A 26,130-nucleotide genomic window follows, 5' to 3' on the forward strand; every position below is an offset into this window, starting at 1 on the left:
CCTGACCCAACCTGCTGCGCGTTGGTTTGGTCAGGCGTCGTAACGCCTTGTCGGATCATTGTGGGGCGGCAGCCACACCTTGATCAAATGCTGCGCGATGTCGAGCGCGTCGTCGCGGCTGGTGCCGAAATGCAGGGGGTAGCCCCAGAACTGGCCGAACATGACGGCGAAGGCCTTGCCGGCCAGGCGCTTGGCGGCGCTCGGTTCGACCAGCACCATGCCCTGGATATACGCGCGCAGGGCGGCCTTGTGCCGTTTCATCCATAGCACGGCGCGCTTGCGCTCTTCCTGCGGATGGTCATGCCCATCCTCGTCCAGGCCTTCTTCGCTGAGAATCACAAACGCCTGCTGGCGCGCCAGCAAGTCCTCGAACTGGGCGAACAAGGCATCGTCGGGGCTGCTGGCGGCGTTGTCGCGGCGCATCCAGACGAGGGGGAAATCGGTGATATCGAGTTGCATGGGAGACTCCTTCAAGGGGGTTGCCGTTCCTCCTGGCCTTCATCAGAACACGGGCGGCGGCGGTTGCCGTTGAAGCGGGGCGGCGGATAAGCATACGATACCGATGACGGCGCCCGGCGTCATTGCATACAATAGCCACAATATTATTCAATCCAGCCAAAGTCATCCCATGCCCCATCCCCTCTTGCCCAGCATGCTGACGGCCCACCTGGGTCTGGACGATGACGCCTCCATCCTCGATTTCGACGTCGACGGCGTGCTGCGCCCCTTGCTGGCCGTGGGCCTGGCCAGCGTGCCAGAGGATGCGGAGCAGGCGCCGCACCAGCACCGCAAGGGGCAGCTGCTGTACGCCACGCGGGGCGTGATCCATTGCGAGGTGGAAAGCGGCGTGTGGATCGTGCCGCCCCAGTGCGCCGTGTGGATACCGGGCGGCCTGATGCATTCAGCGCAGGGCGTGGGCGAGGCCGAGTGCTACTGCCTGTTTATCGAGCCGGCCATGGCGCCGGCCTTGCCGGCCATCTGCTGCACCGTGGCTGTCTCGCCCCTGTTGCGCGAACTCATCACCAAGGCGGCCGGTTTTCCCACCCTGATCGCGCTGCAGGGCGCGCAGGAACGTTTGGTGGCCACCCTGCTCGACGAACTGGCGGTCGCGCCCGTGGAAGACTTGCATCTGCCGATGCCGCGCGATGCGCGTCTGCGCCGCCTGGCCGCCCTGCTGCTGGCGCAGCCAGCCGATAAAAGCACCCTGGCCGAGTGGGCCAGCCGCATCGGCATGAGCGAGCGCAGCATGACCCGGCTGTCGCTGGAGGAAATGGGTATGAGCGTGGGCGGCTGGCGCCGGCAACTGCACGTGATCCTGGCTTTGCAACGGCTGGCGCAAGGCCACAGCGTGAAAGCGGTGGCGCTGGAACTGGGTTATGAAAATACCAGCGGTTTTGTCACCATGTTCCGCAAGGCCGTGGGCAAGCCGCCGGCGCGCTACCTGGCGGAACGGGAATCCGGACGCGCATGAAAAAAGGCGGCATATGCCGCCTTCGTCACGCATCGTCGCCGAAAATCAGACTTCGCGCGCCAGGGCCAGAAATTCCGTGCGCAGCGCCAGATTCGGCTGCATCTCGCCCAGCATGGCCGAGGTGATGGTTTCTTCGCCCGGCGTGCGGATGCCGCGGCTTTCCATGCACAGGTGGCGGCAGCGCACGACCACGCCCACCGACTTCGGTTCCAGCACTTCCATCAGGGCATTGGCGATCTGCATCGTCATGCGTTCCTGCACTTGCAGGCGCTTGGAGAAGCAATCGACGAGGCGCGTCAGTTTCGACAGGCCGACGATCTTGCCGTTGGGCACGTAACCGATGGTGGCCTTGCCGAAGAACGGCGCCAGGTGGTGTTCGCAATGGCTGTAGACGGGGATGCCGCGCACGACGATCAGCTCGTTGTACTGTTCCGCGCCATCTTCAAAGGCTTTCAGCAAGTCCACCGGATCCTGGCCATAGCCCGACGTCCAGTGCTTCCACGCCTTGGCCACGCGCGCCGGCGTTTCCAGCAAGCCAGGACGCTGCGGATCTTCGCCAAAGCTGCTGATCAGCCGGCGCCAGTCGTTTTCGGAGAATTCTTCTTGAGACATGCTAAACCACCCTAAAATTTTCAATTGCCGCCAGTATATAGAAAATGCGGCAAGCTGCCTGAGCAGCCCCTGCTTTTCCCGCTACGCCTGCGGACGGTGCGCGCCGACCAGCAACGCGGAGATCGACACGCTCGAACTCGCCTCCGGCCACGCATCGCCGGGGCCGAACCAGCGCGCCTCGGCGATCTCGTTCTCGTCGAGGCGAATTTCGCCATCGAGGTAGTCGGCCGTAAACGCGATCATCAGCGAATGGGGAAACGGCCAGGACTGGCTCATGAAGTATTGCAGGTTGTGCACGCGCAAGCCCACCTCTTCCATCACTTCGCGGTGCACGGCTTCCTCGATCGATTCGCCCGCTTCCAGGAAACCGGCCAGCGGGCTGAAACGCTGCGATGGCGAGTTTTTATGCATGGCCAGCAGCACCTGCTCGCCCTTGCGTATCAGCACCATCATGGCCGGCGAAATGCGCGGGTACGCGAGCATGCCGCAGGCGGCGCAGGTAAAGCAGCGTTCGCCGCGCGTGCGCTGCATGGGCGTGGCGCACACGCCGCAATGGCGGTGCGTGCGCGCCCACTCGGCCAGCTGTACGGCGCGGCTGGCCAGGCCCAGAAAGTCATCGTCGACGGCGTTGAACAGCGAGCGCATGCCGTGCCAGGCCAGGCCTGCACCCGGTGGCAACTCTTCGTCGGTCCAGACGGTCTGGCAATAACGGCCTTGCCACAGCCCCACGGGCTGGGCGCGGCTCAGGTCGATATCGAGCGCGGCGGCCTCGGCGGCAGTGGGCAGGGTCAGTTCCGGCGTACGCAACAGCAGGCGCCCGCGGTGAAAGACGAATGTGAGCGTCTGCTCGGCGGCCGGGGCCGGTTCGGGAGGATCGATCAGGGGGACGAAGGCAGCGGGTGTGTGCAGCATGCTTGGCGGAAATTTGTAAAGGTTGCTCATCATACTCCCGCCGCCGGACGCCTGCGCGCATAGCAGCGGGCGGAGCGCAAAGCAAGCATTCATGGGCCGTGACAGTGTTTTTTTTGCGATACGCCTAATTCGTTGTGTAAACGAGACTGATAACGATTCTCATTTACGGATTACTGCCCAATAATTACAATACGGCCTTCCGTCTCCATCGCCAGCCACTTGCCCGCGTGCCAACGCACAGCGGGGCAGAGCCAGCCAGGAACCACTACCCTGACCTTATCGAGAGAGCAAGATGGCAATCAAGAGCCGCAAACACGCCCCAACCCGTTTCAACCAGCACATCGGCGCCGCCCTGGCCGTGATGCTGCTGCCCGTCGCCGCCCAGGCGGCCGACCCGGCCGGCCAAAGCGCCCCGGCATCGCAGCAAACCCTGAACGAAATCAAGGTCGTGGGCTCGAAGGAAAATGATTTCAAGGCCGAAAAAGCCTCGTCGCCGAAGTACACGGAAGAACTGGTCAATACGCCGCAAACCATCGTCGTGATCAAGAAGGAATTGATCGAACAGCAAGGTGCGCTGACCCTGACGGACGCGCTGCGCAACACGCCTGGCGTCGGTACCTTCTTCCTCGGCGAAAACGGCAACACGAACACGGGCGACGCCGTCTACATGCGCGGTTTCGATTCGTCGGGCAGCATCTATGTCGATGGCGTGCGCGACGTGGGTTCCATCTCGCGCGACGTCTTCAACATCGAACAGATCGACGTATTGAAGGGCCCGGCGGGCACGGACAGCGGCCGCGGCTCGCCCACCGGTTCGATCAACCTGGTCAGCAGCAAGACGGCCACCATGGAAAACAAATTCAATTCCCTGCTGACGGCCGGCAGCGGCAAGCAGAAACGCGCCACAGCCGACTGGAACCGCGTTCTCGACAGCGATACCGGCACGGCAATGCGCCTGAACCTGATGACGCAGGACAGCGGCAACCCGGCGCGCGATGAAGTCAAGAACAAGCGCTGGGCCTTCGCGCCCACCGTCACCTTCGGCCTCGGCAAACCGACGCGCATCACGGCCAGCTACCTGCACGTGGACCAGAACAACGTGCCCGACGGCGGCGTGCCGACCATCGGCTTGCCAGGCTACTCGACGCCGGACGTCGCCACGAAGGACCAACCGGTCATCCGCAGCTTCCTGAACGGCGCCGCCAGGGTCGATCCGAAGAATTTCTACGGCTCCACCTCGGACTACGACAAGGTCAAGGCCGACATGGGCACCTTGCGCATCGACCATGATTTCTCGCCCAACGTGCAGATCCAGAACACCACGCGCTACGGCAAGACCCAGCAGGATTACCTGCTGACGGCCTTCATGGGCAGCATGGGCAACCTGAAGACACCGGTCCCCACCGATCCGTCGACCTGGACCCTGGCGCGCTCGCTGCGCACCGTCAAGGACCAGGAAAACACGATCCTGACCAACCAGACCGTCGTCAGCGCGCAATTCGACACGGGCGTGCTGAAGCACTCCGTGGTGGCCGGCGCCGAGTTCACCAGCGAAAAACAGACCAACTACAGCTATGTGCCAGCCAGCCTGGGCACCTTGCCGGCAGCGAACCTGTACCACCCGAATCCGCGCGACACCGTCACCGGCCACAACCCCGTGCGCAGCGGCGCCTTCAGCGAACGCGAAGTCAACACGCAAAGCCTGTATGTGTTCGACACCGTCAAGTTTGGCGACAAGTGGATCTTCAACGGCGGCGTGCGCTTCGACCATTTCAACACCACCAATGACGCCGTCACCCTGCAAGGGGCCGTGACTGCGCCCGCGGTACAGCCATTGCCAGTGGGTACGCCGATTCCGACCCATTTGACCCTGAGCGACACCCTGGCCAACGGCAAGATCTCGGCCATGTACAAGCCGACGCCGGACAGCAGCGTATATGCCTTGCTGGCCACCTCAAAGGCGCCGCCGGGCACTAACAGTGACCTCAGCACCGCCGCCAGCAGCGCGCAAAACCCGAAGTATGACCCACAGGAAACCATCACCAAGGAAATCGGCACCAAGTGGGACTTCCTGAAGCAAAAACTGTCGCTGTCGGCCGCCGTCTACCAGACCACCGTCAAGAATGAAGTGGAGCAAGATCCGGTGATCTCGACCATTTATTACCAGACCGGCAAGAAGCGCGTGCAAGGCCTGGAACTGGGCGTGGTGGGCGAGATCATGCCGAACTGGCTGGTCAGCGCCGGCTATACGCGCATGAATACCAAGGTCGAGTCGAACAAGGTCTTCACGGCCAGCGGCGAGAAGATCCTCACCTACACGCCAAAACAGGCGTTCACCAGCTGGACTTCGTACACCCTGCCGTTTGGCCTGAAGATCGGCGGCGGCGCGCGTTACGTGGGTGAAATGCTGCGCGGCACCGATGGCGCCGTCGGCACGCCGGCCCGCGTGGATGCCTACTGGGTCTTCGACGCCATGGCAACCTATACCGTCAACAAGAACCTCGACTTGCAGTTGAATGCCTACAACCTGGCCGACAAGACCTATGTGGCGGCCATCAACAAATCCGGCTTCCGCTACACCCCGGGCCAGCCTCGTTCGTTCAGCCTGACGGCGAATATCAAGTTCTAAACACGCATTGCGCCACATCAAGCCCCTCTTCGGAGGGGCTTTTTTATTGTCCTGATAATCTTGCCTTTTTGGCGTACCGCCACCCTGCCGTGACTAGCGTATGAAAAGTCATACAGCGATGGCCTGCCGCGTCCAATATTTCGCGCAAGCGTGCAAAGTTGCGACATCTAAGCAACAAAAAAGCTTCCTCAAATCAACAACTTAAGAAGTTAAGTCCCAAATTCCCATTTCAGGCATATCCTTTGCTATGTACAGGTTTTGCTGCAAATAATCGCTGGCACGCAAGGGCTTGTTTTTGAGAAATATTGACTCCAAGCTTGAGTTGCTCGCAATCAATAATCCGCTCACAGCGGCGTTTCACCGGAGGAGTCATAATGAAAAAGAAACGGCCATTAACCCTGTACATCCTGATTGCCATGATCCTCGGCATTGCCGTCGGTTATGGATGCCATTCCGCTTTCCCCGATGCGGACATGAGCAAGCAAATCGCTGGCAATATTTCCATCGTCACCGACGTCTTCTTGCGCCTGATCAAGATGATCATTGCGCTGCTGGTGTTCTCCACCCTGACGGTCGGCATCGCCCACATGGGCGACGGCAAGACGGCCGGCCGCATCGGCCTGAAAGCCATGTGCTGGTTCGTCGTCGCCTCGCTGGTCTCGCTGGCGCTGGGCATGGTGCTGTCGAACCTGATGCAGCTGGGTACCAACCTGGGCTTGCCATTGCCGGACGTACACGCTTCAACGAATCTGAAAACGGCCGCCTTCACCTTGAAAGATTTCTTCACGCACCTGGTGCCGAAGTCGCCGATCGAGGCCATGGCCAACAATGAAATCCTGCAAGTGCTGGTGTTCTCGATCTTCTTCGGCGGCGCACTGGCCGGCCTGGGCGAATCGGGCAAGACCCTGACGGCCGTCGTCGACCAGCTGGCACAAGTCATGCTGCGCATCACCGGCACCATCATGAACCTGGCCCCGCTGGCCGTGTTCGCCGCGATGGCCTCCGTCATCACCACCCACGGCCTGGGCGTGCTGGTCACGTTTGCCAAGTTCATGGGCGGCTTCTACGTGGGCCTGCTGTGCCTGTGGGCACTGCTGATCGGCGCCGGCTTCGTCGTCATCGGCCCGCGCATCTTCAAACTCGTCGGCCTGATCCGCGAACCATTCCTGCTGGCATTTTCGACGGCCAGCTCGGAAGCGGCGTATCCAAAACTGCTGACGGCGCTCGACCAGTTCGGCGTGGACCGCAAGATTTCCAGCTTTGTGTTGCCAATGGGCTACTCCTTCAATCTCGACGGCTCGATGATGTACTGCACCTTTGCCGTGCTGTTCATCGCGCAAGCCTATGGCATCGACCTGTCGATCGGCACGCAGATCACCATGCTGCTGCTGCTGATGCTGACCTCGAAAGGCATGGCCGGCGTGCCGCGCGCCTCGCTGGTGGTGATTGCCGCTACCCTGAACCAGTTCAATATTCCGGAAGCGGGCTTGCTGCTGCTGATGGGCGTCGACCAATTCCTCGACATGGGCCGTTCGGCCACCAACGCGGTCGGCAATGCCGTCGCCACGGCCGTCGTCGCCAAGTGGGAAGGTGGCCTGGCCACCGAGGAAGAAGCGGCCGCGGCCAACGCGGCCAGCCAGAACACGGAAAGCCATTGGGGCGAAGCGGATCACGCTAGCAAAGCCTGATAGCGCCATGGCCGCCACAAGCGGGCCATTTATTTGTTGTCGATGTTGAGTAACAAGCAGTCAGGTAGTGCGATCAGTAGTCATTCCAACTTATTAGAGAGATTTTCATGAAAAAAGTCCTGTTTACCCTGCTGACCCTCGGCGCAGCCTCCACCGGCGCCATGGCCCAATCGAGCGTCACCATGTACGGCGTGGCTGACGCCGGACTGGTGTTCGACAAGGATGCGGCTGGAGACCGCCTGAACCGCGTCGCTTCCGGCGTGGCCTCGGGCTCGCGCATCGGCTTCAAGGGCAAGGAAGACCTCGGTGGTGGCCTGGCCGCCATTTTCGTGCTGGAAAGTGGTTTCAACATCGATACCGGCACCTCGGGCCAGGGAGGCCGGCTGTTCGGCCGCCAGTCGTACGTGGGCCTGACCGGCAGCGCCGGCGCCGTCACCCTGGGCCGCCAATACACGCCGTATTACCTGGCCCTGCGCGATGTGGCCGATCCGTTCGTCATCGGCCTGGCCGGCACGGCGTCGAACATCATGACGCCGAATTACCGCATCGATAATATGGTGCAATACAGCACGCCGACCTGGAGCAAGCTGTCGGCCGACCTGGCGTATGGCTTTGGCGAAGTGGCCGGCGACAATGCGAAAAACCGCAGCATGGGCGGTGCCGTGCATTACATCGACGGCCCGCTGAACGTGACCCTGACGCATCACCGCCAGGAAAATCCGCTGGCGACCCAGCAAAGCCGCAACACCCTGCTGGCCACGCGCTACGACTTTGGCGTGCTGCAAGGCAACTTCGGCTACGCCGACAACCGCGCCATGAACGACAGCAAGAGCAACGACATCCTGGTCGGCTTCAGCGCCCCGTTCGGCGCCACCAAACTGGTTGCGTCGTATATCCGCCATAACGACAAGAGCAGTGCCAACCGTGACGCCCAGCAGTGGGCCATCGGCGCCTTCTATGCGCTGTCCAAGCGCAGCGACCTGTACACAGGTTACGGCCACATCAGCAACAAGAACGGCGCGACCTACAAGGTCGGCAATGCCACCGACGATGGCACCGGCACCAGCGGCTTTAACCTGGGCATGCGCCACACGTTCTAAGGACGTTGAACTGTCCGTGACATAAAAGCGTGAGCCGCCGGATGCATATCCGGCGGCTTTTTCTTTTTACGCAATATTTAAATGCGATACTGTGGGTTCTTGCAAGTTGGCAGCTGATTTTATGAATAGCAGTACTACCAAACCCTCCCTTTCCTGGCGCCAGCGCCTGTCGCAGCGGTCGGGCCGCGAAACGCTGGCCTGGGGCGTGGTGCTGGCCGCCTGCCTGGCCACCGTCTGGCTCGTGTATTTCTGGACCGAACGCATCGCCATCGGCAAGCTGCAGGCCAGCGGCGCGCAGCGCCTCGAAGTGTATGTCAGCAGCCTGGAAAACGCGCTGGAAAAGTATGACTTCCTGCCCAAGACGCTGGAGCTGAACCGCGACGTCATCCGTTTGCTGCAGCACCCGGAAGACCCGGTGCTGGTCGATACGGTCAACCATTACCTGGAGCAGATGAACGCCCAGGCGAAATCCTCGACCATTTTCATCAGCAACCTGGACGGCAACACGCGGGCCGCCAGCAACTGGCAGGGACCGGACAGCTTTATTGGCGACAATATCTCGTTCCGCCCCTACGCCCAGGATGCGCTGCGCGGCACGCCGGGGCGTTTTTATGGCGTCGGCACGACGCGGCTCGAACCCGGCTACTTCTTTGCCCATGGCATCTACCAGAATGGTCACATGCTGGGCCTGGCAACGGTCAAGGTGAACCTGGAAACGCTGGAAAAACGCTGGGTGCAAGGCGCGGACAAGGTGATGCTGGCCGACGAGCACGGCGTGATCTTCCTCAGTTCCATGGCGGACTGGAAGTACAAGACCCTGGCGCCCCTGTCGCCCGCCATCGTCGAAGAACTCAACCGCACGCGCCAGTATTACTCGAAGCAGCTGGAAGCGATTCCTTTTGTTTCCGACCGCCAACTGGGCAATGGCGCCCGCGTGATCAGCGTGCGCGAGCAGGAACACGCCGACACGCCGCCGAAGATCAGCTCCAGCGTGATGACGCAGATCAAGCTCAAGTCGCCGCAAGGCTGGACTTTCATTTACCTGTCCGACCTGGCGCAGGCGAAGGCCAGCGCGCGCGCGGCGGCCGCCTTCTCCTGCGTGCTGCTGGGCTTTTTCATGCTGCTGTTCTTTTACCTGCGCCAGCGCCGCGCGGCCGTGGCGCAAAAGCTGCGCGCCCGCGAAGACCTGCAGCATGCCTACGACAACCTGGAAGCCATGGTCGAGGAACGCACCTCGGAACTCAATGCCATGACGCAAAGCCTGAGCCAGGAAATCGAGGTGCGCAGCAAGGCCGAGCAAAAGCTGCACATCACGCAAAATGAACTGTTTCAAGCCGGCAAGATGGCCGTGCTGGGACAGATGTCGGCCAGCATCACGCATGAACTGAACCAGCCGTTGACGGCGCTGCGCACCATGTCCGACAATGCCGTCATCCTGCTGGAACGGGGACGGCTCGACGATGCGCGGCGCAACCTGGCGAAGATCTCGCAAATTGCGGCCCGGATGGGAACCATTACGGGCCAATTGAAGATCTTTGCGCGCAAATCGACGACCAGCCTGACTTCCGTCTCGATCCCCACGGCGATCAGCAACGCCCTGTTCCTGGTCGAGCGCCGCCTGCAGGTGGAAAATGTGCGTTTTACTTTGCAACTGCCGCCCGACGACATCTTCGCCATGTGCGAAAGCAACCGCCTGGAGCAGGTGCTGGTGAACCTGTACGCGAATGCGCTCGATGCCATGAATGGCAGCGACGTGCGCAGCCTGCGCGTGGCCGTCGAATGCACGCCGGAGCACGTGCTGATCCACGTGGCCGATACGGGCCCCGGCCTGTCGACGGAAGTGTATGAACACCTGTTCGAGCCGTTCTTCACGACCAAACCGCAAGGACTGGGCCTGGGCCTGGGCCTGGCCATCTCCGAACAGATCACGCGCCAGTTCGGCGGCGTGCTGCGCGCCGAAAACGCCCCCGGCGGCGGCGCCGTCTTCACCATCGAACTACAGATTGCAACGCAGGAGGAAAAACATGTTTGACGGCTTGAAGGTCTTGCTGGTCGAGGACGACCCCACCGTACGCGAGGGCAGCGAGCAGGCATTGCAACTGGCCGGCCTGGACGTGCTGGCGTTTCACTCGGCCGAACTGGCCTATAAACTGCTGACGCCGGACTTTCCCGGCATCATCGTCAGCGACGTGCGCCTGCCCGGCATGAGCGGCCTGGAGCTGCTGCAAGCCGTCAAGACGCTGGATCCGCACCTGCCCGTGATCCTCGTTACGGGCCATGGCGACATCACGATGGCCGTGCACGCCATGCGCACGGGCGCCTACGATTTCATCGAAAAGCCGTATTCGTCCGACCAGTTGGTCGACGTCATCCTGCGCGCGCTGGAAACGCGCAGACTCATGCTGGAAGTGCACAGCCTGCGCCGCCAGCTCGAGGACGGCGGCGGCATCGAGGCGCGCCTACTGGGCAATTCCGTGGCGATGCGCGACATACGGCGTTTGATACTCGACGTAGCCGACGAACCGGCCGACGTGCTGATCTATGGCGACACGGGCACGGGCAAGGAAATGGTGGCCCGCTGCCTGCACGACTTCAGCCACCGCCGCAAGCATAACTTCGTCGCCGTCAACTGCGGCGCGATTCCCGAAAGCATCTTCGAGAGCGAAGTCTTCGGCCACGAACCGGGCGCATTCACGGGCGCGGCCAAGCGGCAGGTGGGCAAGATCGAGCATGCGGACCACGGCACGTTTTTCCTCGATGAAATCGAATCGCTGCCCTTGTCGCTGCAAGTCAAATTGCTGCGCGTGCTGCAGGAACGCTATATCGAGCGCCTGGGCTCGAACGTGCCCACCCCCGTCGACGTGCGCGTCATCGCGGCGGCCAAACTGGACCTGGAAGACTTGTCGCAGCAGCAGAAATTCCGCAGCGACCTGTACTACCGCCTGAACCTGATCGTGCTGCATCTGCCGCCGTTGCGCGAACGGCGCGAAGACATTCCCATCCTGTTCGAACACTTCGTGCTGGCCGCCGCCACCCGCTACAACCGCGCCGCGCCCGTGGTCTCCAGCGCGCAGATGCGCAACCTGATGGCCCATTCCTGGCCCGGCAATGTGCGCGAATTGCGCAATATCGCCGACCGCTTCGTGCTCGGTATCGCCGGCGGCGCCTCGAGCCTGCTGGCGGCCGGACTGGCCAGCCCGCTGTCGCTGGCGGAGCAAGTGAACGGCTTCGAACGCGCCCTGATCGAACAGGAACTGCGCACATATTCGGGTAACGTCAGCGAAGTGAGCACGGTGCTCGGTTTGCCGAAGCAAACCTTGTATCACAAGATGCAGAAGTACAACCTGGTCGCCGAAGAGTTCAGGTAAGCACGCCGACCCGGCCCGTGCGCAAGGGCGCGACCCAGTCGGGCCGCCCGTTGGCCAGCGCCAGCCGGGCCGCCGTTTCCCAGTCGTATGCGACGGCGTGAAAGTGCGCCGTCCAGGCGCCGTCCGCGCCCTGTTCCGCGATGGCATAGCGCGCATGCGGCGTGCCGTTTTCCATCACGTGCGGATAACCGTGGTCATCGTCGTACGCCTGCAAGCCCACGCTGCCCGGATTGACGATCAGCCGCCCATCGGCCAGGCGCACCTGGCGCGGCATGTGCGTGTGGCCGCACAGGATCAGGGCCGCGTCCGCCGTCCCGGCCCGTTCTGCCACTTCAGCCGGCGTGGCGGCGCGGCTGCCTTGCGGCGTGACGCTGTCGAGAAAATACACGAGGTCGCTTGTCGGCGTGCCATGCACGAGCAGCACGTCCTTGCGCAAGCGCAAGGTGGCGGGCAACGCGGCTATCCAGTCCAGTTGCTCCGGTAACAGTTGCGCGCGCGCAAAAGCGTCCGACACGCCCATACGGGCCGGGTCGCCGAACAATTGGCGCTCGTGGTTGCCGCGGATCGTGGGCAGGTTCAGCGCCATCAGGCGCGCCGCCGTGGCGCGCGGCTGCAGATGGCCCGAAACGATATCGCCCAGGTTGACGGTCACGTCCACGTTACGCCGGGCGATGTCGGCCAGCACGGCGTCCAGCGCATCCAGGTTGCCGTGGATATCGGAAATGGCGGCGATTCTCATGCGGTGTTTCCTCCTCGTGCGCACCATTTTGCACGCGTGTCCCGTTGCAGGCAATGGCGGCACACCCGCCTGCCTACCGGCTGTTACATACGGTAGGACAAATCCGACGGTAAGTTGCGCCGTGCGGCTACGTAATCCAAAAGTAACAATTGCTACCATTTCCTCATTGCATTGCCGCATGACACCAGCCACCCCGACGTCGCGGCCGTTTTCACTTATATTTTGAGGAGTAGTCCCATGTTTGCCACGCCCGTCCCCGCCCGCCTGTCGCCCCCCCGTTTGCGCCATCTTGCCTTGCGCAGCGCCATGATGCTGGGCGTACTGGGCATTGCGACGGCCGCCGCCGCGGCGCGGGCGGAACCGTCGCCCACCCTGGACCGCGTCAGCATTTCGCTGGGCGCCTTTTCCGCCGATCCGCGCATCAATATCGGCGCCGACACCGAATTTGGCCGCATCGACGCGCCCGAATCGAAGCCAAGCCACACCACCATCCCGCGCGTGAAAGCGGACTTGCTGATCGGCGACCGCCACGGCCTGGCATTCGACTACTACCGCTACGACAAATCCTACACGCCAAGCCTGACGGGCGACACCATCATCAATGGCCAGCCCGTCACGGGCACGGCGACGGCGAATGCCGATCTGAAGCTGGACCTGGCCAAGCTGGCCTACAAATGGTGGCTGGGCAGCGGCAACGACACCTTCGGCATCGGCCTGGGCGCCGCCTACTACCATGCCAGCCTGAACGGCACGGCCACGGGCGTCGTCAATGGCGAGACGGCCACGGCACGCGATTCCATCAGCGAGCACGCGTTCGCGCCGCTGCTGGAGGTGGGCTGGCGCCACGCCTTCACGCCGGACTTGCGCATGTATGCGGAAGCGTCGGGCATCAAGAAAAATGGCGGGCGCATCAACGGCCACATCTACGGCGGCAATATCGGCGTGGAATGGTTTCCATTCAAGAATATCGGTTTCGTGGCCGACTACGGCATCTCGAAAATCAAGCTGCACCGCGACAGCGAACGCGATGCCGACCTGAACATCCGCCTGACGGGACCGTCGGCGTATGTAAAAGTGCGCTTTTAAGCGAGCGCCGCCGGTTTCAGCAAATAGAGCTGAAACTGCGGCAATTCCGGATCGTCATACGCCTCGACCCTGGCAAACGGCAGGCGCGCAAACGCCTGCCGCCAGAACGCATTCGCCTGCGCATCGGCGCGGAACGTCGCCACCAGCCACGTCTGCTCGCCATCGAGCAGCACGCGCCGCACCACTTCCAGCGCCAGCCCCCGGCGCCGGTATTTCTGCAAGATGAACAAGTCGCTGAACTCCCGGACCGGCAGCGCGCCCGCCATGCCGGGTTCCGTGACGAAGAAGCCCGCCAGCGCGCCATCGACCTCGATCCAGACGGCCGTATGTCCGGGCGCATGCACATACTCGGCCAACCCGGCATCGCACACATCGTAGCGGCCGTCGGCCAGCACGTCTTCGCCGCTCCAGGCCGTATTCTCGTAGCAGTACAGCTGGAACAGCCGCGCCAGCGCCCCTGCTTCGCCCGGCGCAACGGCGCGCAATGTCATGTTCTGTGTTTCCGGCATGGTCCCGTCTTTCCGCCGCCTGGCGTCGCTGAAACTGGCGAGTGTAGCACCACGTCGTTCATCCTCCCCTCCCGCATTTCAGCCCCGCATTTCCACCCCTGGTCGCAAAAACATTAATTTTATTCCAATTGGCTATATATTATTGTTTTTGAGTAACATCCGCCATCGCGGTTGTCACAAAACAAGGGTGATCCCCTGACACAGACCGGCAGACAGGAATCTGCCGGCTTTCATACTCAAGCTCTGGAGAGTGCTGCACATGCTATCGATCAAACAGCTGAACAAAACGTATGCCAATGGCGTCAAAGCCATCAACAATGTCAGCCTGGAGATTCCCAACGGAATGTTCGGCTTGCTGGGTCCGAATGGCGCAGGCAAGTCCTCACTCATGCGTACCATTGCCACCTTGCAAGATCCCGATAGCGGCAGCATCCATTTCGATGGCGTCGACGTGCTGCAGGACAAGGCCGGCCTGCGCCGCCAGCTCGGCTATCTGCCGCAGGATTTCGGCGTGTATCCGAAGGTCAGCGCGGAAACCCTGCTCAACCACTTTGCCGTCTTGAAAGGCTTGACGGAGAAGGGCCCGCGCAAGGAAGCCGTGGAAGCCTTGCTGCAGCAAACCAATCTGTGGGAAGCGCGCAAGCGCAACCTGGGCACGTATTCGGGCGGCATGCGCCAGCGCTTCGGCATCGCCCAGGCGCTGCTGGGCGCGCCGCGCCTGGTGATCGTCGATGAACCGACGGCCGGCCTGGATCCGGACGAGCGCAACCGCTTCCTGAACCTGCTGGCGAAGATCGGCGAGCAGGTGGTGGTGATCCTGTCGACCCACATCGTCGACGACGTGACGGACCTGTGCCCGCGCATGGCCATGATCGTCAAGGGGCAAGTGCTGGTGCAGGGCGAACCGCAGGCGGCCATCGACACCCTGCTCGGCAAGGTCTGGCGCCGCAGCGTCAGCATGGACGAGCTGGCGCAGTACCAGCAGTCGCACAATGTGCTGTCGACGCGCCTGGTGGGCGGCAAGCCGCAGATCAATGTGTTTGCCGACAGCCAGCCCGACAGCGGTTTCGTGCAGATCGCGCCGGACCTGGAAGACGTGTACTTCCTGCATGTGCGCAACGCCGCCCGCAGCGGCGTCGCCGCGTAAGGGGCCGCCATGTGGAAGGAATTTTTCAAGTTTGACCTCGGCTACCAGCTGAAACAGCCGCGCTGCTGTGGGTATTTGCCGCCATCCTGGCCCTGATGGCCTTTGGCGCCAGCAGCAGCGATTCGATCCAGATCGGCGGCGCCATCGGCAACATCAACCGCAATGCGCCCACCGTGGTGGCGCAGCTGCTGACGATGTTCAGCCTGCTGTCGATGTTGCTTATCACCATCTTCATCGCGGGCGCCGTGCTGCGCGACAGCGAAGTGGGCATGGCCGACATGCTGTTCGCCACGCCCATGCGCAAGTGGGACTACCTGTTCGGCCGCTTCGCCGCCGGCTTCGTCGCCTGCCTGGTGATCTTTGCCGCCATTGCCCTGGCGCTCATGCTCGGTCCCCTCATGCCCTGGGTCGACCCGCAGCGCGTCGGCGCGTTCTCGCTGCATGCGTATGCGTGGAGCTTCGGCGTGATGGTGATCCCCAACCTGCTCTTCATCGGCGCCCTGCTGATGCTGCTGGCGGCCACCACGCGCTCGATGCTGCTCGTCTACGTGGGCGTACTGGGCTTTTTTTTCGTGCTGTGGGGCATGGCTGGCGCCTTTACGCGCGATATCAACAACGAATGGGTCGCCGTCCTGCTCGACCCCTTCGGCATGCGCGCCCTGGGCCGCATGACGCGCTACTTCACGTCCGCCGAAGCGAACGCGGGCCTGCCGCCCCTGTCCGGCTTCCTGCTGGCCAACCGCCTGCTGTGGCTGGGCATTGCGGCCCTGCTGTTCGCCGCCACCGTGGTTCTGTTCAAGCCGCAGCGCACGGGCACGGGAAAACGCCTGTTCGGCAAGCACAAGGCCGAGGCAGCCGCAGCGGCCGTGACGGCGCCGCTGCACCTGCCGCGCACCCTTCCCACCTTTACCCCGGCGACGGCCTGGCGCCAATGGTGGCAAATCCTGCGCTTCGACGCCGCCGGCGTCTTCAAGAGCGTGCCCTTCCTCGTCATGCTGCTGTTCGGCGTCATCAACCTGCTCGCCAGCTCCAGCATGGCCAAGAACATGTATGGCACGGCCGTGTATCCGATGACCCATTTGATGCTGCAAAGTATCAACAACAGCTTCAGCTTCATGCTGATCATCATCGTGACCTTTTATGCGGGTGAGCTGATCTTCAAGGAGCGCCAGGTGAGGATCGCCGACGTCAGCGACGCCATGCCCGTGCCCGGCTGGGTGCCCCTGCTGGCCAAGTGCACGGCCCTGATCGGCGTCATCGCCGGCTACCTGCTGGTGGGCGTCCTCGCGGCCATCGGTTTTCAGCTCTACAAGGGCGGCGCGCCCGTGGAACTGGCGCTGTACCTGAAAGGCAGCTTGCTCGGTTCCCTCTTCTTCGTGCTGATGGGCTTGTGCGCGCTCACCCTGCAAGTGTTGTCCAACAACAAGTTCATCGGCTACCTGCTGGTGATCCTGCTGATGGTGGCGCAAATGGTGCTGGGCATGCTGCACCTGGAACACAATCTGTATGCCTTCGGCGGCACGCCAGCCATCAAGTATTCGGACATGAATGGCTATGGCCACTTCCTGACAGGCTGGGCCTGGTTTGCCGTGTACTGGAGCCTGTTTACCGTGGCGCTCGTCATGCTGGCCCGCGCGTTCTGGGTGCGCGGCCTGGTCGCCGGCTGGCGTGCGCGCCTGCGCCTGGCCCGCCAGCGCCTGCAAGGCCGCGCCGGCGCCGCGCTGGCCGTGGTGCTGCTGTGCTGGGTGGGCACGGGCGGCTGGATCTTCTACAACACGAATGTGCTGAACCAGTACGAGACGGCGGACATCGGCATGGACAAGCAGGCCCGCTACGAGAAATTGTACAAACAATACAAGGACTTGCCGCAGCTAAAGATCACCGACATCCAGGCCGATGTGGATATTTATCCTGAGCAACGTAAAGTCTTGATCAAGGGCCACTACGTGCTGCAAAACAAGACCACGCAAGCACTCGACACCCTGCGCATCCAGCTTAACCCGGACCTGGAAACACGGTGGTTGAACTTGCCGGCGCACAAGATCGTGCTCGATGACAAGGAGCTCGGCTTCAGCATCCTCAAGCTGGCCCAGCCACTGGCGCCGGGCGCCACCCTGCCGCTGGACTTCACGGTGGCCGTCACGCATGAGGGCTTCACCAACAGCGGCGCGCCGGACCAGGTCAACCTGAACGGCAGCTTCTTCAACAACCAGAGCTTCTTCCCCCACTTCGGCTATGCGCAGCACATGGAGTTGACGGACCGCAATGAGCGCCGCAAGCGTGGCCTGGGCGAACCGCAGCGCATGGCCAAGCTGGAAGACAGCTCCGCGTATGGCAATACGGTGCTGGGCGGCGATGCCGATTGGATCCATTTCGACACCACCGTCTCCACCAGCGGCGAGCAGACCGCCCTGGCGCCTGGCTACCTGCAGGCCAGCTGGGAAAAGGATGGCCGCCGCTATTACCGCTACAAGATGGACCAGCCGATGATGCCGTTCTTTGCCTACCTGTCGGCGCACTGGGAGGTCAAAAAGGGCGACTGGCACGGCGTGCCGATCGAGATTTATGTCGACAAGAAGCACGGCTACAACACGGATCGCATGATTACCTCCGTGCAAAAGTCGCTCGACTATTACACCACCCGCTTCACGCCCTACCAGCACAAGCAGGTGCGCATCCTGGAATTCCCCGGCTACCAGAGCTTTGCGCAGTCGTTTGCCAACACGATCCCGTATTCGGAAGACATCGGTTTCATCGCCGACCTGCGCGACAAGGATGACATCGACTATGTGTTTTACGTCACGGCGCATGAAATGGCGCACCAGTGGTGGGGCCACCAGGTGATCGGCGCGAATGTGCAGGGCGCTACCATGCTGATGGAATCGCTGTCGCAGTACTCGGCCCTGATGGTGATGGAAAAAGAATACGGCCGCGAGAAAATGCGCCGCTTCCTGCGCTATGAGCTGGACCGCTACCTGAGCGGACGCGGCGGCGAGGCCATCGAAGAATTGCCGCTGGCGCGCGTGGAAGGACAGCAATACATCCACTACAACAAGGGCAGCCTGGTGTTCTACCGCCTGCGCGACGAGATCGGCGAGGAAGCGCTGAACCGTGCCCTGAAACGCTATCTGCAGGACAAGGGCTACCAGCAGGCGCCGTTCACCACCACCCTGGAACTGCTGGCCTACATCCGCGCCGAAGCGCCGCAGGACAAGCAGGCGCTGATCACCGACCTGTTCGAGAAGATCGTCTTCTACGACAACCGCGTGACGCAAGCGTCGGCCGTGCAGCGCAAGGATGGCCAGTGGGATGTCACCATGCAGCTGCACCTGGCCAAACTGGAGTCGGACGGCAAGGGCAAGGAAAGCCCGCGCGCCTATGACGAGCCGGTGGAAATCGCCATCTTCGCGCGCCCCGCGGGCGGCAAGGAAAAGGATGAACGAGTCCTGTACACCGCCAGGCGCATGCTGTCGGGCAGCGACCCGGTGCTCACCATCACGGTGAAGGACAAACCGTTCGAAGTGGGCGTCGATCCGTATAACAAAATGATCGACCGGGTCTCGCGCGATAACCGCAAGGAAGTGAGCATCAATTAATCCTTGATGCAACGCAAACAGGCCACGCTGTCACCGACAGCGTGGCCTGTTTTTTTATGCCTGATCAATGCATCAACGGTACACGAGGCCACCATCGATCAAGGGCGCCTGGCCCGTCATGTAATCGGCATCCGGTCCCGCCAGGAAGGAGACGAGTCCCGCCACATCTTCCGGCGTCTCCGCACGTCCCAGCGCGATGCCGTCCACGTACTTCTTGTATGTCGCGCCCAGCTCGGCGCCCGTCACCTCGGCCATGCGCTTGTCGATCTCGACCCACATGTCGGTGCCGACGACGCCGGGGCAATACGCGTTGACGGTGATGCCGTCGGCCGCCAGTTCCCTGGCCGCCGCCTGCGTCAGCGCGCGCACGGCGAACTTGGTGGCCGAGTACACGCCCAGCAAGGCGAAGCCGTCATGCCCGGCGATGGAGCAGGCATTGATGATCTTGCCCTTCTGCTGGCGCCGCTTGAAGGTCTTGGCGGCCGCCTGGATGCCCCAGAGCGTCCCTTGCACATTGATGCGCATGATGCGGTCGACCTCTTCCGGCGTGACGTCGAGCAGCGGCTGCACCTGCGCGATGCCGGCGTTGTTGACGATGATGTCGAAGCCGCCCAGTTCCCGCTCGGCAAACGCCACCGCCTCCGTGACTTGCTGCAATTGCGACACGTCGGCAATGCAGGTGACGGCGCGGCGCCCCAGCGCGCGCACTTCGGCGGCGGCCGCGTCCAGTTTCTCCTGGTTCAGGTCCACCAGCGCGATATCGGCGCCATCCTTGGCCAGGCGCAAGGCGATGGCCTTGCCGATGCCTTGCGCGGCACCCGTGACCAGCGCGACTTTTCCGGAAATACCCATGTTGCTTTCCTTTCAGTACAGGGAGAGGAGCTGCAGCCTACCTGAAATTTTTCATCCGCCGCATCCTGAAACGTGCGTGCCCGTAAAAAGCACACAGGTCAAGAAATGCGGAAAAAATGGCGTTTCAGCATGCCATGCGCGCGCTGCCGTGCAGGCGCCTGGCGCCAGCTGGCGTAAGATGGATGGCATCGCCATTGCCCGGTTGCAATCTACTTTTCAAGGAAAATTCCTATGCCGCATCGCCACTTGCCCATCCGCGCCAGCCTGCTGCTGGCGGCCCTCGTTTTCACGACGCCCGCCTGGAGCGCCGATCCCGTCCACAAGGAAAGCGTGGCATTGACGGCGAACCAGGCCACGCATACGGTCAAAGGCAAGATCAAGGGCTACGCCACGGCCGAATACACGCTGACGGGCAAGGCGGGCCAGACCCTCAGCGTCAAGCTCAAGACCAATCAAACATCAAATTACTTCAACATCCGCCAGGCCGGCCAGGAGGAAGCCCTGTTCATCGGCTCGACCAGCGGCAACACTTACCAGGCGGCACTGCCGGCCGATGGCGAGTACACGGTGCAGGTGTATTTGATGCGCAATGCGGCGCGCAGGAATGCGGTGGGAATTACAGCCTGGAGATGGGCATAAAAGAAGCCGCATCGCATTGATCCGCGTCATGCCGGCTTGCTGCCAGCCGAGTATTTGCTGGCGGCAAGCGCCAGGCAGGCGGCCAGCAAGAGCATGGCGGCCAGGATAAATGCCGCACCGCTGTCGTGGCTGGCAGGATCAACGGCGACCAGCATGGCGAACAGTGCCGGTGTCGCCAGGCCCGCCAGGCTGCCGGCACTCTTGACGGCGCCCTGCAGCCAGCCCTGCTGCCGCGCCGATACGGCGCTGGTGAGCAGACCCTGCAATGCCGGGTTGGCCATTTCTCCCACGCCGAGCAAAAAAATGGCCACATATGCCCCCGCCGACTGGCGCGACAGGGCAAGGCACAAGAAGCCGGCACAGCAGCCGGCATAGGCCAGCATGGCCGTGCGCCGCGGGCCGTATCGTGTCATCAGAAACGGTGCACATTTCATCTGGGCCACGCCGCCCCAGCCGGCCAGCACGGCAAGCATCAAGCCGACCTGGGTGGAGTCCCAGCCATACCGCTGTTGCGTGTAAAACACGAACGCCACGGAAATCGACCAGTGCGCGCTGGCCACCAGCAGATACGCGAGGGTCAGGAAACGCAGTTCGGGGCGCCTGGCCAGCTCGAACACGGCGCCAAATGGATTGCTCATGCGCCAGCTGACGGGGACGCGCTTGTCCGGCGGCAAAGATTCGGGCAAGACCAGTACGCCGTACAGGAGATTGCCGAGCGACAAATAGCCGGCAAGGTAGAAGGGCAAACGCACGTCGATATTGCCCAGCCAGCCGCCCAGGGCCGGCCCCGCCACCAGTCCCATGCTGTACGCCGCGCCCATCGAGGCAAACGCGCGGTTGCGCGCAGCCCCCTCGGAACAGTCCGCAATAAATGCATAGGCGATGCCAAAGCTGGAAGCGGTGATACCGCACAAGATACGCCCCAGCACCAATTGGCCCAGCGTTTCAGTGTCCGCCAGACAGAAAAAATACACTGCCACGCCCAGGTTCGACAGCAGCAGCAGGGGGCGCCGGCCAAAGCGGTCCGACAATGCCCCCAGCAGTGGCAAGGCAAACATTTGCGACAGCGAAAACAACATCCCCAGATAACCGAGCCATAGCACGGGCTGGGCGGGACTGTCCGTCAATTGCAGCAACAAGCGCGGCAAGACGGGGGCCACCAGTCCCGCGCACAGGACGTCGATCAGGACGGTCATGAAGACCAGCGGAAAACCGAATAGCTGTACCGGCCGGCCCTGCTCCGTGCGCATCAACACAGTGCCAGCCGTCTCAGGCGGCAAGCGCTGACGTGTCACTCTTCCATTCCGCCGGCGCATGCAGGGCATACCCGTCGAGCAAGGGCCCGCCATACGGCTGCAGCGCACGCGCGGCCAGGCCGCCAAACGCCTGCTTGCCGGCGGGTGGGTCGAGCAGGATCGCGCGCATGGCGGCATGCAGCTCATCCGCAATCGACGGGCTATGGGCCCTGAGCCGGCGCGCCAGATGCTTGCCGACGCCACTCCACGCCCCCCCGGCCCGCAGCACGAAATTGGCCAGCACGTCATACAGCTTGGTGGCGATCGCCAGTGTTTCCTCGGCCACCGTGCTGTCGACCAGGTCTTCTAGCAAGGTCGTGATCTCGTAGCGGCGGCTGGCCAGGGCATCGCCTGTCAGCGCCGGCGGACCTGCGTCGTAGATCGCCTGCGCCAGCTGGTACAGGGCGACGGATGTGTTTGTCTGTGGCAAGAGATTCCTGCCCTCGATAACCATCATCGCCATCGGAATCCGGCCGCCGGGACGATCCATCTTGCGGCAAAAGTAATCGAAGGAGCGCAAGTCATGGCCATACAATTCCACCGTCTGCTGGCCCAGCTTGCGCGTCTCGCGCCAGGCATGCGGCACGTTCTCGAACAGGAGCAGAAGGTCGATATCCGAGGTGGCCGTTCCCTGGCCGCGCGCGATGGAACCGCCGATGATCGCCGCCAGGACATGCGGATAGGCGGGCAGGATGTGTTGTTCCACCAACTGGCGGGCTGCGTCGAAATTCATTCCATCATCCCCTGCAGGTCAGGTAACTCCACCGGTTGAGAACGGCCCCGCTGGCGTTCGATTTCCGTCGCGCTGAAACCGACATACTGGCGCGCGGCGGCATTGAAAAATCGCCCGCCGACCACGCTCACCTTGGAAGACTCTTCCAGCGTGCGCAGGCGCTGCACGGCTTGCGCGCCGAGCAGGGTGTGAAAACTGGCCAGACCATTCTTCACGTGGTTGACCTCGTCGATATAAATGCATTCATGCAGCAGGGAAATATCAGCGCGCCCGATGGCACGGTACAGCTCCGCATAGTACAGGTCGGCGCCCAGCGAAAAGCCTTCGCCGATCACTTGCTCGAGGCCGATGCAGTCTGCCGCATTCTGCGCCGCCCGGCAACTTTTCCAGATACCCAGGGACACCGGCGTTTCGCCGATGCGGCCCCCTTCGTTCGCCAATGCGCCCAGCAGCAGCAGCTGCGCGTGGCGGAATTCTTCCGCGCACTGCAAGGTCAGCGATTCGGCCACGTCGCCCGGCAACTCCGGGAATCGCAGCACCAGCATGGCGCACACTTCGCCGGCGCACACTTCCACATTAAAAATCTGCTGGTGCAATTTCCTGCGCGGATAATCGCGGTCCAGCTCATAGCGCACATAGTCGACGATCTCCAGCTGCTCGGGGCGCCCGGGCAGCTCGGGACAATCCCACTGCGCCGGCAGCACCTGCCCTTCGAGGCGCTGGCAGCCGCTCTGCATGGCAGGCAGTAACCACAGCACTTTCTGTGCCGCCAGCTCGCTCTTGGCCCACAAGCCGAACGAGGCGAGCGCCTGCATGCTGTGCCGGAGGGTGGCGAAATGCGCGTCGATGTGCACGCCCTCGTCCGCGCAAGGCGGGGCGCCAGGCGCTTCGCCCAGGGCAAAGCTCCTGCAGCAATCCTCTACCGTCGACAGTGCCTGCTGCGCCGCATGCAAGGTCATGGACCACGCGATCTTGCCAGCCACCTCGCGTTCCGTAATCAACGCGTGCGCCGCAGCGTTCCGGATGGCCTCAAGGGCGTGGGCGGCAGCAGCCAGGTGTGCCGTGTGTTCTTTGATGACGGACATATCATTCCCAACGATAGCTAATGGAGTATCAACCGCATCGGAACAACCGTGGCGCGCGGCAATGCGAAGGATGCCCAGGGCAAGGCGCGCCAGCGGTTGTCCGGCAGGCTAGGCGGTGGTGCGCAACATCCTGAGGAAGCGTTCCCTCAGTGCCCAGTTCACGGGCTCGAGCGTCTCATAGCCCAGCACCTCATCCACAGGGAACACCGTCTCCCCGGCAGAACCTTCCTTTGCCGCCCAGCGCAACATTTTCTCGGGCAAGCCAGGAAACGCCGACGCCATCCAGTACGCCATCGAATAGTATGCGTTGCGTCCCTCCGCATAGCCGGGATAACGGTCTGCGTAATTCGAAAACGAATACTTGGGGAAGCAGCCATCGATAATTTTCTTGGGCGTCATCCACAGGGGATAGACGAGGGTGACATCGCCGATCGGGCGGGCCGGCAGGGGCAATAATCGGCGCTCGGTCGCCATGATCGCGAACATCTCGCCCAGCAAGTCTTCGAAATTCAGGCCGGTGGCGATAAATTTCGCATCGAGCGATTTGGCCACGCTCGTCAGTACGCGCCGGATGATCAGGGTGCCGAGGAATTCGAAGTCATCGTCGGGAAATTCCCGGGCAAAACGGTCGGTGATGCCCAGGCCGCCAGCGCTGGCGCCGAGTATCGCTTTCGATTCTTCTTCCGATACCACGGTCAGCGGCAGATGGTAGGCCTGTGCCAGCTCGCGCGCGCGCGGAACGCCGGAATTCCACTCGCCCGGCCCTTCGATAATGACTGGATGGATGTCGATCGGGAACTCGTCAAATTGCGACAAGGCATACAGCAAGGCATTGCTGTCGCCTCCGCCACTCACGCCGACCACCAGCTTGTCGCCAGGCGACAGGGTGTCGCGCAGCGTTTGTGCCACGGCATCGCGCACGGCCAGCTTGCACTCGTTCGACGAGAGGCGTTTCAGGATATTCGGACCGCCCTTTGCCGCGCCGTTGGCGTAGATATATTCGGCAACGGCTTCTTCATTGTTGGCGGGCGGGGAAACCTGCAAGGTATTGTTGGTGTGCAGGAAAGGATCAATATTTCTTTGAAAAAATGCATAGACTTGCCGGTCCGGCGGAATCGCGCTGCCTGTTTCACTCAAGCAAGGAAAAAGGCTATAGGCGCCAGACGGATCGCGCAGGTAGGTCGCCACCGCCGTCCAGGGCACATGATTGCGCGCCAGGGCATCGAGCACGCGCTCATCCTCGCCGATGTCAAAACTGGATGTTCCATGGGTCGTTACTACAATTAATTCTCGATTCATTGAGCCTCCCTCGGATAAAGCCCAAGGTGGGCTAGGGCTAGCACCACCTTGGGCACAGTCAGTAATTACATCGACGACAGCACGGTGCTCGGGCCGACGATGCACTCGAGGTTATTGCGCGAGCATTTCGGAGCGGCGCCGTGCATGCGGCTGTTTTCCAGCGCGGCAATATCCAGTGCGGCCACGGCGACGTTGCTGGCAGCAGCGATGTCACGGTTGGCGCGTTTCAGGGAATAGCCAGAGGTGTTGAAAGAACCGGTACCATGAACCACTTGGGTATTACTAATCATAAGTTTCTCCTTGAGTGATGGACCTGCGCTCGGAACCGCAAAAAATACACAATTCCGGCCACCGGCAAAGGGTGGCGTAGATTATTTTATAAGGTTTCATCTACGACATTCTCTCGTTTTGTCACCACTGGACAGTAAACTGTATCGGCAATGGTCTTTTGTTACTCCTAGAAAATATTACGCTGCAGCTTGCGCGCAGGACAGGCCCACCTCTTGGCGTGGCAGCCCATCGCAGGCGCCGCAAAAGAAAAATGCCCTGCACATCCAGGATGTGCAGGGCATTGCTGATGAAATGATGTATTCCGATCAGAACGGGATGTCGTCATCCATGTCCGAGAAGTTCGGTGCTGGCTTCGGCGCCGGACGTGGCGCCGGTGCCGGGGCTGGACGCGGGGCTGGTGCCTGGCGCGGAGCCGGGGCTTCGTAGCCGCCGCCACCGCCGTAGCTGTCATCGCCGCCGGCGTCGCCGCCCATGCCGGAACGGCCGCCCAGCATTTGCATCTGTTCCGCGATGATGTCGGTTGCGTACTTCTCGACGCCGTCCTTGTCCGTGTATTTACGGGTTTGCAGGCGGCCTTCGACGTAGACGGACGAGCCTTTTTTCAGGTACTGGCCGACGATTTCCGCCAGGCGGCCGAAGAACGAGATGCGGTGCCATTCTGTCAATTCTTTTTGTTCGCCCGTGTTGCGGTCCTTCGATTTGTACGAAGTGGCCACGGCGATGTTGGCGATCGCGTCGCCGCTAGGCATGTAGCGGATTTCCGGGTCACGGCCCCAGATTGCCGACGATGATGACTTTGTTGACTGATGCCATGAATAACTCCTGATGAATCGCTGCGGGAGCCGGTAGCCCCGCGCGTGAGATTTTTTACCAAACGACGATTATAAGCGACCATGCGGCGCAAAGCATCCGCTTTCTAACGGACGCCAGCGACCATGCGGCAGCACGTTTTTTTCACGGCAAGGGAAAACAAGAAACTTGAATACTGGTATTATATACAGTGTTTGAACGTCAGCACGCATCTGTATCAAACTTTGCCGGGGCACCTACGCGGGGCGATGCAATCCGCCCGTGACTGC

The 26,130-nt window shown here is 62.1% G+C and carries 21 protein-coding genes and 1 pseudogene; 10 read left to right on the forward strand and 12 right to left on the reverse strand.

The window, feature by feature from the left end; translation table 11 throughout:
* Positions 1–30 precede the first annotated feature (30 nt).
* Entirely contained in the window at positions 31–459 is a 429-nt protein-coding gene (locus tag ACQVLG_RS06350) for a hypothetical protein (RefSeq protein ID WP_474293487.1), read from the reverse strand.
* A 193-nt stretch (positions 460–652) separates the two neighbouring features.
* On the opposite strand from ACQVLG_RS06350, the gene ACQVLG_RS06355 reads away from it, so the two are divergent.
* Complete coding sequence (locus ACQVLG_RS06355) at positions 653–1,471, forward strand: AraC family transcriptional regulator (RefSeq protein WP_474295554.1); 819 nt, start codon at positions 653–655, stop codon at positions 1,469–1,471.
* 45 nt (positions 1,472–1,516) lie between these two features.
* Here the strand turns inward: ACQVLG_RS06355 and folE are convergent, their stop codons facing one another.
* Both folE and nudC read right to left on the reverse strand, forming a co-directional pair.
* Complete coding sequence (gene folE, locus ACQVLG_RS06360; protein ID WP_035822985.1) at positions 1,517–2,083, reverse strand: GTP cyclohydrolase I FolE; 567 nt, start codon at positions 2,081–2,083, stop codon at positions 1,517–1,519.
* An 81-nt stretch (positions 2,084–2,164) separates the two neighbouring features.
* On the reverse strand, positions 2,165–2,995 hold the full coding sequence (gene nudC, locus ACQVLG_RS06365) for an NAD(+) diphosphatase (protein ID WP_474293489.1): 831 nt from the start codon (positions 2,993–2,995) through the stop codon (positions 2,165–2,167).
* Positions 2,996–3,287: 292 nt separating this feature from the next.
* On the opposite strand from nudC, the gene ACQVLG_RS06370 reads away from it, so the two are divergent.
* From ACQVLG_RS06370 to ACQVLG_RS06390, 5 genes are all read left to right on the forward strand, one after another.
* The gene (locus tag ACQVLG_RS06370; protein WP_474293491.1) at positions 3,288–5,624 is read left to right on the forward strand and encodes a catecholate siderophore receptor Fiu; all 2,337 of its coding nucleotides are present in this window, start codon (positions 3,288–3,290) and stop codon (positions 5,622–5,624) included.
* 374 nt (positions 5,625–5,998) lie between these two features.
* A complete protein-coding gene (locus tag ACQVLG_RS06375; protein WP_474293493.1) occupies positions 5,999–7,312 on the forward strand; it encodes a dicarboxylate/amino acid:cation symporter in 1,314 nt (437 codons plus the stop codon).
* Between the two features lie 107 nt (positions 7,313–7,419).
* Positions 7,420–8,412 carry a porin gene (locus ACQVLG_RS06380; RefSeq protein ID WP_474293495.1) on the forward strand — a complete coding sequence of 331 codons (993 nt, stop codon included), beginning with the start codon at positions 7,420–7,422 and terminating at the stop codon, positions 8,410–8,412.
* 121 nt (positions 8,413–8,533) lie between these two features.
* Positions 8,534–10,444: a sensor histidine kinase gene (locus ACQVLG_RS06385; RefSeq protein WP_230542115.1), complete on the forward strand. Its 1,911-nt coding sequence runs from the start codon at positions 8,534–8,536 to the stop codon at positions 10,442–10,444.
* Entirely contained in the window at positions 10,437–11,780 is a 1,344-nt protein-coding gene (locus ACQVLG_RS06390; RefSeq protein ID WP_230542116.1) for a sigma-54-dependent transcriptional regulator, read from the forward strand. Before ACQVLG_RS06385 ends, ACQVLG_RS06390 begins: the two co-directional genes overlap by 8 nt.
* Here the strand turns inward: ACQVLG_RS06390 and ACQVLG_RS06395 are convergent.
* Entirely contained in the window at positions 11,773–12,519 is a 747-nt protein-coding gene (locus tag ACQVLG_RS06395; protein WP_474293498.1) for a metallophosphoesterase family protein, read from the reverse strand. The genes ACQVLG_RS06390 and ACQVLG_RS06395 overlap by 8 nt on opposite strands.
* A 237-nt stretch (positions 12,520–12,756) precedes the next feature.
* Between ACQVLG_RS06395 and ACQVLG_RS06400 the strand changes: the two genes are divergently transcribed.
* Entirely contained in the window at positions 12,757–13,605 is an 849-nt protein-coding gene (locus tag ACQVLG_RS06400) for a porin family protein (protein WP_474293500.1), read from the forward strand.
* Here the strand turns inward: ACQVLG_RS06400 and ACQVLG_RS06405 are convergent.
* Complete coding sequence (locus ACQVLG_RS06405; RefSeq protein WP_230542119.1) at positions 13,602–14,114, reverse strand: GNAT family N-acetyltransferase; 513 nt, start codon at positions 14,112–14,114, stop codon at positions 13,602–13,604. The two genes, ACQVLG_RS06400 and ACQVLG_RS06405, sit on opposite strands and share 4 nt — an antisense overlap.
* Before the next feature lie 259 nt (positions 14,115–14,373).
* Here ACQVLG_RS06405 and ACQVLG_RS06410 point away from each other — a divergent pair, with 259 nt between their 5' ends.
* Complete coding sequence (locus tag ACQVLG_RS06410; RefSeq protein ID WP_230542120.1) at positions 14,374–15,261, forward strand: ABC transporter ATP-binding protein; 888 nt, start codon at positions 14,374–14,376, stop codon at positions 15,259–15,261.
* Between the two features lie 95 nt (positions 15,262–15,356).
* Positions 15,357–18,857: a M1 family aminopeptidase gene (locus ACQVLG_RS06415; RefSeq protein WP_474293502.1), complete on the forward strand. Its 3,501-nt coding sequence runs from the start codon at positions 15,357–15,359 to the stop codon at positions 18,855–18,857.
* A 72-nt stretch (positions 18,858–18,929) separates the two neighbouring features.
* Here ACQVLG_RS06415 and ACQVLG_RS06420 read toward each other — a convergent pair whose 3' ends face one another.
* A complete protein-coding gene (locus ACQVLG_RS06420; protein WP_474293504.1) occupies positions 18,930–19,709 on the reverse strand; it encodes an acetoin reductase in 780 nt (259 codons plus the stop codon).
* Positions 19,710–19,940: 231 nt separating this feature from the next.
* On the opposite strand from ACQVLG_RS06420, the gene ACQVLG_RS06425 reads away from it, so the two are divergent.
* Entirely contained in the window at positions 19,941–20,348 is a 408-nt protein-coding gene (locus ACQVLG_RS06425) for a hypothetical protein (RefSeq protein ID WP_474293506.1), read from the forward strand.
* 26 nt (positions 20,349–20,374) lie between these two features.
* Here the strand turns inward: ACQVLG_RS06425 and ACQVLG_RS06430 are convergent, their stop codons facing one another.
* From ACQVLG_RS06430 to ssb, 6 genes and pseudogenes are all read right to left on the reverse strand, one after another.
* Complete coding sequence (locus ACQVLG_RS06430; protein ID WP_474295556.1) at positions 20,375–21,598, reverse strand: MFS transporter; 1,224 nt, start codon at positions 21,596–21,598, stop codon at positions 20,375–20,377.
* A 19-nt stretch (positions 21,599–21,617) separates the two neighbouring features.
* On the reverse strand, positions 21,618–22,376 hold the full coding sequence (locus ACQVLG_RS06435; RefSeq protein ID WP_474293508.1) for a nucleotidyltransferase family protein: 759 nt from the start codon (positions 22,374–22,376) through the stop codon (positions 21,618–21,620).
* Complete coding sequence (locus ACQVLG_RS06440; protein ID WP_474293510.1) at positions 22,373–23,461, reverse strand: DUF455 family protein; 1,089 nt, start codon at positions 23,459–23,461, stop codon at positions 22,373–22,375. Before ACQVLG_RS06440 ends, ACQVLG_RS06435 begins: the two co-directional genes overlap by 4 nt.
* A 108-nt stretch (positions 23,462–23,569) precedes the next feature.
* Positions 23,570–24,760: a tRNA lysidine(34) synthetase gene (locus tag ACQVLG_RS06445; protein WP_230542127.1), complete on the reverse strand. Its 1,191-nt coding sequence runs from the start codon at positions 24,758–24,760 to the stop codon at positions 23,570–23,572.
* Positions 24,761–24,825: 65 nt separating this feature from the next.
* Positions 24,826–25,050 carry a hypothetical protein gene (locus tag ACQVLG_RS06450; RefSeq protein WP_230542128.1) on the reverse strand — a complete coding sequence of 75 codons (225 nt, stop codon included), beginning with the start codon at positions 25,048–25,050 and terminating at the stop codon, positions 24,826–24,828.
* 306 nt (positions 25,051–25,356) lie between these two features.
* Positions 25,357–25,864: pseudogene (gene ssb, locus ACQVLG_RS06455) on the reverse strand (single-stranded DNA-binding protein).
* Positions 25,865–26,130: the final 266 nt, after the last annotated feature.

The organism is Janthinobacterium sp. TPC_1 (assembly GCF_056037845.1).